The sequence below is a fragment of the Bradyrhizobium sacchari genome, assembly GCF_002068095.1.
In the GTDB taxonomy this organism is placed as follows: domain Bacteria; phylum Pseudomonadota; class Alphaproteobacteria; order Rhizobiales; family Xanthobacteraceae; genus Bradyrhizobium; species Bradyrhizobium sacchari.
Map to the genome: position 1 here is coordinate 395,565 of NZ_LWIG01000007.1, position 7,426 is coordinate 402,990.

The window sequence follows — 7,426 nt, forward strand, 5'->3', positions numbered from 1 at the left end:
CCCCGCCGCTGACCACGGGTTCGTCGAAGTCGTCGTATTTCTGCCAGCTCACGATCGCAAATCGCGAGACTTCGGCACGCCCGATCGCCAACCCGGCGAAGCCATACGGCATGAAGTCGCCGCCGTCCCAGCCGACCCGGCCCCGGAAAGTCGCATAGTCCTTGAGCTTCAGCGAAGCACCGCCACCAAGCGTGGTGTTGTAGGTGTAGGTATGGCCCGTGGGAGCCGTTTCGCCGGGGAGTATTCGGCTCATTGCATCACTGGCCGTGCTGGATATGTTGTCCATGTAGCTGTAATTGGCTTCGACGCCCATCACGGCGTCGTAGACCTGCCAGTTCTTGCCGACATAGGCGCCGAACCCGGTGGACTGCACATGATTCTTCGGCAGCAGCGACCACCCGCCGACCGGCGCCTGGAGGATGCTGTCGCGAAGCATGAAATCGGTCATCGATTTCGGGGCGTGGCTGAAATCGATGTCGGTCGTGGCAAAGCCGTACTGGCCGCCGACATAGAAGCCGTCCCAATTGTGGGAGCTATTCGACAGGCCGTCGGTGAAGCTGCCGCGCAGGATGGGCAGGTCCGGCATATCGGCCCCGTGCGCGGCAGACACCGTCCCCAACATCGCCGCCGCCAACAAAAGCCTACGCATCGCAACGCTCCAAATCGGACTCGATCTTTCGGCGATGATCATGGCTCGTTAACCTTAACCAATGGTTGCGCCGGGCGATTTCGCCGCGCTCGGGCCATGAAAAATCCGCAAAGCAAAACGGCGCGGGATGATCCCGCGCCGTTAAGAGACGTTAAGCGATGGGCTTGAGGATCAGCCCTTGGTGACGAGCGGCGGCGGCACATAGGCCGGCGGGCTGCTGAGATCCCAGCGCACGCCGAGCTTGAGGTCGTGCGAGGTGATGTCCTTGAACTTGAAAGGATGCCCGCCAACCGAGCCATCGAATGCCCTCGACGCTGCGGTGATGCCGTCACCGAGATCGACGTAGCTATATCCGAGTTCGACGGTCAGGTTCGGATTCACCTTGTAAGCCAGGCCGGTATGCAGCGCCCAGGCAAAGTTCCATTGCGAGGCCGTAGGCGCCGACACGAAGCTGGGACCGACGCCACCGCCAAAGAGCGAGTTGATGCCAGAATCGGTGAAGTTGGCTACGGTCACGCGAGCCGCACCGACGCCTGCGCCGATGAACGGCGTCACGCACCACCACGTGCCGAGATCAACATAGGCGTTCGCCAGGAACAGCCATTCGGACTTGCTACCGCCGTAGTTGTCGGCGCCGAAGCCCACCGGGCCGCCATTTGGATAGCTCACCAGATCGAGACCGTGGAAATTGGTCCGGCCGCGATACTGGCCGGTCGCGTCAACACGGAACCAATTGTTCACGCGGTAACCAACACCGAGATCGAAGATACCGCCGGTGTCGAACCCGGTCGACTGATTGAACGAGAGCAATGGGGCATAGAGGGCGTCGTTGGTGTTGCGAACGCTCTTCACGCTCTGATTGCTGAAGCCGATGTCGCCGCGCAGATACCAGCCACCGAAATCCGCGGGCGGAGCCGGCGGCGCGTACATGGGAGGCGGGGCAGCGATCGGCATGTCGGCGGCGAACGCCATCGACGAGATCAGGGTTGCCGCACCCGCGGCAAGGAGAGACTTAACGCTACGCATTGGCTTCGTCCTTATGGCCGGTGAGGCAGAAATGCAGACGCCTCACGTTCTGGAAACTCACGACCCGGACGATGGCAGCAAATGTTTAAGCGCCACTTAACCCTAATTTTTAAGGTTGATTTTTTCTCACCCTACACGCGGATGCATCGGGAGCGTTGCAAAAATGCAGCGGCTAGAGCTTCCGTTACGATAAGATCGGAACGGAAGCTCTAGATTCTTGTTTTGACGCGTTTTCTCGACGCGAACCGGCGTCCACTTCGCTTGAAAACGCTCCGCGCGCCGCAATTACTAACGATTGATGAAGCCGCAAAGCGGCGGAGAAGGGTTTGTTAACGCGCGTGCTGCGGCAGTTTGGGCAGGAACACCGCAAGCAGGCCGATCGCCGGCAGATAGGCGCAGACCTGGTAGACGAACTCGATCGAGGTGTGGTCGGCGAGCTTGCCGAGCACGGCGGCTCCCAGGCCCCCGATGCCGAACGCGACGCCGAAGAACACGCCGGAGATCATGCCGAAGCGGTGCGGCACCAGCTCCTGCGCGAACACGATGATCGACGACGTCGTCGAGGAGATGATCAGGCCGATGATGACTGACAGCACTGCGCTGGCGTAGAGCCCGGCATAGGGCAGCGCCAGCGTGAACGGCAGCGCGCCGAGGATCGAGATCCAGATCACGATCTTGCGGCCGAAGCGATCGCCCAGCGGGCCGCCGAAGAACGCGCCGACCGCGTTCGCGGCGAGGAAGATGAAGAGATAGATCTGCGCGGCCTGCGTCGACACGCCGAACCGGTCGATCAGGTAGAAGATGTAATAGCTCGACAGGCTGGAGACGTAGAGCTGTTTTGAGAACAGCAGCGCCACCAGCACGAGCAGAGCAAAGGCAACGCGGCGCGAGCTCGGCCCGCCGGGCTGGGTGTGGACAGGCGCCGCCTTCTTCGTCGTGATCTGCGGCGCGTACCAGCGCCCGATGCGCCAGAGGATGAGAATCGCGAGGAACGCGATCGAGGAGAACCAGGCGATGCTGCCCTGCCCGAACGGCACCACGATCAGCGCGGCCAGCACGGGACCCATCGAGGTGCCGAAACTGCCGCCGAGCTGGAACACCGATTGCGCGAAACCATAGCGGCCGCCGGAGGCGAGCCGCGCGATGCGCGCGGATTCGGGATGAAACACCGCCGAGCCGAGCCCAACCAGCGCGGCGGCGACGAGGATGACGAGATATTGCTGCGCGACGCTGAGCAGCAGCAGGCCGAAAAAGGTCGAGGCCATGCCGATCGAGAGCGAATAGGGCTGCGCCCGTTTGTCGGTGTAGTGCCCGACCACCGGCTGCAGCAGCGAGGCCGTGAACTGGAAGGCCAGCGTGATCATGCCGATCTGCGCGAAGTCGAGCGCGTAGGTGTCCTTCAGGATCGGATACACCGAGGCGATCAGCGACTGCATGGTGTCGTTGAGGAAATGCGAGACGCTGATGCCGGTAAGCACGACATAGGCCGGCCCTGCGGCGGCCTTGGCAGCAGCGGGCGCCACGTAGACGACGACGGGCTCGGCCAGCGTTTTCTCTGAGACGACGACAGGCTTGTTCAAGGGAGCATCCCGGCGCGGCAGATTGCAGCGAGGTGCTGCTTACGATGCAAGGGGCGATCGAACCAGCGTCAATCGCAAATGGCTGGGATGCGTGGGTGTCGTCGTCCCCTCTCCCCTTGTGGGAGAGGGTGGATCGCCGCGTTAGCGGCGAGACGGGTGAGGGGTTTCTCTCAGCGAGTGAGTCTTTCACGAATCGAGTTTGCGGAGACAACCCCTCGTCCGGCGCCATAGCCGAAGCTTTGCTTCGGCGTTCTTAAGAACGGCGGCCATAGGCCGCCTATGCCACCTTCTCCCACAAGGGGAGAAGGAAGAAAGCTCGCCTTACGCCGCCGCCTGCCCGAGGGCCGAGACGATGGTGTCGACGACGTCTTCGATCAGGTGGCGGTCCTCGCCCTCGCCCATGACGCGGATCACCGGCTCGGTGCCGGAGGAGCGGATCAGGAGACGGCCGTGGCCGTTGAGGCGCTTCTCGCCATCGGAGATCGCCGATTTGACGTCGGAATTGTCGAGCGGCTTGCCGCCCTTGTGGCGCACATTCTTGAGGATCTGCGGCAGCGGATCGAAGCGGTGGCAGACTTCCGACACCGGACGACGCAGCTTCTGCACCACCGCGAGCACCTGCAGGGCAGCGACAAAACCGTCGCCGGTGGTGGCATAGTCGGACAGGATGATGTGGCCGGACTGCTCGCCGCCGAGATTGTAGCCGCCGCTCAGCATCTGCTCGAGCACGTAGCGGTCGCCGACCGGCGTGCGCACGAGATCGACCCCCTGCCCTTTGAGGAAGCGCTCGAGGCCGAGATTGGACATCACGGTGGCGACGATGCCGGGACGCGAGAGACGGCCGTCTTCCTTCCAGCTCTGCGCGATCACCGCGAGCAGCTGGTCGCCGTCGACGACGTGGCCGCGCTCGTCGACAAGGATGACGCGATCGGCATCACCGTCGAGCGCGATGCCGATGTCGGCGCGCATCTCGCGCACCTTCTTCGACAGCGCTTCCGGCGAGGTCGAGCCGCAATCCTTGTTGATGTTGAAACCGTCGGGCTCGACGCCGATCGGCACGACGTCGGCGCCAAGCTCCCACAGCGCTTCGGGCACCACCTTGTAGGCCGCGCCGTTGGCGCAATCGATCACGACGCGCAGGCCCTCGAGCGACAGGTCGCGCGGCAGCGTGCGCTTGGCAAATTCGATGTAGCGGTCATGCACGCCGTCGATGCGGCGGGCGCGACCCAGGCTCGCACTCTGTGCCAGACGCTTCTCGATCGGCTCGTCGAGCAGCTGCTCGATCTGCCGCTCGACGTCGTCGGAAAGCTTGAAGCCCTGCGGTCCGAACAGCTTGATGCCGTTGTCCTCGAACAGGTTGTGCGAGGCCGAGATCATCACGCCGAGATCGGCGCGCATCGACTTGGTCAGCATCGCGACCGCCGGCGTCGGCATCGGGCCGACCAGCAGCACGTCCATGCCGACCGAGGTGAAGCCGGCGACCATCGCGTATTCGATCATGTAGCCGGACAGGCGGGTGTCCTTGCCGATCACGACCCGATGGCGATGGTCACCGCGCTGAAACGCAAGGCCTGCGGCCTGGCCGACCTTGAGCGCGAGCTCCGGCGTGATCAGTCCGTTGGCGCGGCCCCTAATCCCGTCCGTCCCGAAATATTTGCGGCTCATATCGTCCCCCACGCAACAACCAGGGAATCCCCTCTACAACCACGGAATGCCCGAACGGGCTCCGCATCCCTGATTTGCTGAGGTCTTATAAGGCCATCGCGGCTAACTTGGCTTCAAAAAATGTGATTAATCATTACGGAACAGGGGGCACCTTCGCCCCCGCCAACTAATTGTTAACCTTATACTTCCCGTTGGGGAACCGGCGCGGGGCGGAACCCGGCCCTAATTGGAACGCTTGACATGGCCGTCGCCGCGGCTCGGCGCCGGCTGGGTGACGTTGACGGGATCGGAGCCCGGGAAGGTCTCTTCGAGGCCCTCTTCCAGGGCGTCCTCGAGGTCCTTCTTCTCCTTGATCTCTTCCGGTGTCGGTGCGGCGTGCGGTCTCGACATGGCACCCTCCTCTCAAACGATTTGGCTGTGCATCCAACCATGCTAGATGACCCCTCGATCTTCCGATGCAAGACTTTCCGAGACGAGACGGGCCGGGGAAACGTTCATGAAGCACATCACCTGTATCGACGATCTTCGCGCGCTGCATAAGCGCCGCGTGCCGAAGGCGTTCTTCGACTATTGCGACCGCGGCTCCTATGCCGAGGAAACGCTGCGCGCCAACCGCGAGGACATGCAGGCGATCAAGTTCCGCCAGCGCATCCTGGTCGACGTCTCCAAGCGCGACACCTCGACCACGATCCTCGGCGAGCCCTCGGCCATGCCGCTGATCCTCGCGCCCGTCGGCCTGCTCGGCATGCAGCATGGCGACGGCGAAATCCACGCCTGCCGCGCCGCGCAGGCCGCCGGTATCCCGTTCACGCAATCGACGATGTCGATCTGCTCGATCGAGGACATCGCAGCCAATGTCGAGAAGCCGTTCTGGTTCCAGCTCTACGTGATGAAGGACCGCGGCTTCATCAAGGAACTGATCCAGCGCGCGATGGCGGCCAAGTGCAGTGCACTGGTGCTCACCGTCGATTTGCAGGTGATCGGCCAGCGCCATGCTGACATCAAGAACGGCATGACGGTGCCCCCCGAATGGTCGCTGTCGAAGCTGCTGGATTTCGCCAGCAAACCGGCCTGGGTCTCCGGCGTGCTGCAGGGCAAGCGCCGCACCTTCGGCAACATCGCCGGCCACGTGAAGAACACCGAGGATCTCAACCGCCTCGCCGAGTGGACGGCATCGCAGTTCGACACGTCCTTGAACTGGAAGGACGTCGAGTGGGTCCGCAGCATCTGGCCGGGCAAGCTCATCATCAAGGGCATTCTGGACGTCGAGGACGCCGAGGAGGCCGCCAAGACCGGCGCGCAGGCGCTCGTCGTCTCCAACCATGGCGGCCGGCAGCTCGACGGCGCGCCGTCCTCGATCGAGGTGCTGCCGGAGATCGCGGACGCGGTCGGTGACAAGATGGAGATCATGTTCGACGGCGGCATCCGCTCCGGCCAGGACGTGATGCGCGCGCTCGCGCTCGGCGCAAAGTCCTGCATGATCGGCCGCGCCTATGCCTATGGCTTAGGTGCCGGCGGCCAGGCCGGCGTCGCCAAGGCGATCGACATCATCCAGAAGGAGCTGCTCACCACCATGGGCCTGTGCGGCGTCAACCGGATCGACGAGATCGACGATCATATCATCGCGGAGTGATTCGAGCGTCGGTGTCGTAGGGTAGGCAAAGCGAATGCGTGCCCGCCAGTGTTCGTAACACGCAAGAAGACGCGGGCACGGCGCTGGCGCGCCTTTGCCCACCCTGCGAGCTTTTGGCTCGTCGTTCCGGGATGGTCCGTAGGACCAGCGAGATTCCGGGTTCGCGCTTTGCGCGTCCCGGAATGACACTTCGCCTCACATCGGCGGCGTGATCCCGTCCCGCCCGACGTTCACCCGGTTGGCTTCCAGCGAGCCATCCTCCTTCTTCGCCGCGCCGAATATGATGAGCTTGGCACCCGGCTTCACTTCCGACTTGTCGCTGGCGACGAAGGTGACGATCGGGGTGTCCGGCGGCACCACGACTTTCTTCTCGCCGTCCTTGTACTTCACCGTGATGTTCTGGCCGTCGGTGCCCTGCACCGTCTGCGCGACCGTGGCGTTGGTCATGGTCGAGTTGGCGCGGGCGTCCCACGGACGGAAGCCTTCGGCCGCGCCGCGCTGGTTCTCGGGGAAGATGTGCACCGCGATCGCCTTCTGGGTGCCGTCGGGCTCGGGCATGCCGGTGACGCCGATATAGGAGCCTTCCTTGATCTCCGACAAAGAGGTCTTGATGACGGCAAAGACGGCGACGCTGTCGGTCATCTTCACCTTCACGTCGCTGCCCTCGCGGGTCTTGATGCCGAGCACGTTGCCGTCGACGCTCTCGATGGTGCCGCGGATGCGCACCGTCGGCGCCTGCTGCGCCGGGGCGGATGACACGAAGATACAGGTGACGAAAGTGGCCACGATGGCGCGTGGCATCCAGTTCTCCTTCAGCATGGCCTTGTCCTTCCAGGGCGTTGCGGCGGTACATCACGGCAACCCCGTGCAACC

Annotated in this window: 7 protein-coding genes; 1 reads left to right on the forward strand and 6 read right to left on the reverse strand. The window is 63.5% G+C overall.

Annotation, left to right across the window (positions count from 1 at the left end; genetic code table 11):
- From A5906_RS08275 to A5906_RS42910, 5 genes are all read right to left on the reverse strand, one after another.
- The coding region (locus tag A5906_RS08275; protein WP_245326641.1) for an outer membrane protein at positions 1-691 on the reverse strand (691 nt) is incomplete at its 3' end.
- Positions 692-820: 129 nt separating this feature from the next.
- Positions 821-1,675 carry an outer membrane protein gene (locus tag A5906_RS08280; RefSeq protein ID WP_080134726.1) on the reverse strand — a complete coding sequence of 285 codons (855 nt, stop codon included), beginning with the start codon at positions 1,673-1,675 and terminating at the stop codon, positions 821-823.
- 329 nt (positions 1,676-2,004) lie between these two features.
- Positions 2,005-3,255: an MFS transporter gene (locus tag A5906_RS08285; RefSeq protein ID WP_080134727.1), complete on the reverse strand. Its 1,251-nt coding sequence runs from the start codon at positions 3,253-3,255 to the stop codon at positions 2,005-2,007.
- A 321-nt stretch (positions 3,256-3,576) separates the two neighbouring features.
- The gene (gene glmM / locus A5906_RS08290) at positions 3,577-4,920 is read right to left on the reverse strand and encodes a phosphoglucosamine mutase (RefSeq protein ID WP_080134728.1); all 1,344 of its coding nucleotides are present in this window, start codon (positions 4,918-4,920) and stop codon (positions 3,577-3,579) included.
- A 222-nt stretch (positions 4,921-5,142) separates the two neighbouring features.
- Entirely contained in the window at positions 5,143-5,310 is a 168-nt protein-coding gene (locus tag A5906_RS42910) for a hypothetical protein (RefSeq protein WP_167523526.1), read from the reverse strand.
- A 106-nt stretch (positions 5,311-5,416) separates the two neighbouring features.
- Here A5906_RS42910 and A5906_RS08295 point away from each other — a divergent pair, with 106 nt between their 5' ends.
- The gene (locus A5906_RS08295) at positions 5,417-6,553 is read left to right on the forward strand and encodes an alpha-hydroxy acid oxidase (RefSeq protein WP_080134729.1); all 1,137 of its coding nucleotides are present in this window, start codon (positions 5,417-5,419) and stop codon (positions 6,551-6,553) included.
- 195 nt (positions 6,554-6,748) lie between these two features.
- Here the strand turns inward: A5906_RS08295 and A5906_RS08300 are convergent, their stop codons facing one another.
- Complete coding sequence (locus A5906_RS08300) at positions 6,749-7,372, reverse strand: single stranded DNA-binding domain-containing protein (protein WP_080134730.1); 624 nt, start codon at positions 7,370-7,372, stop codon at positions 6,749-6,751.
- Positions 7,373-7,426: the final 54 nt, after the last annotated feature.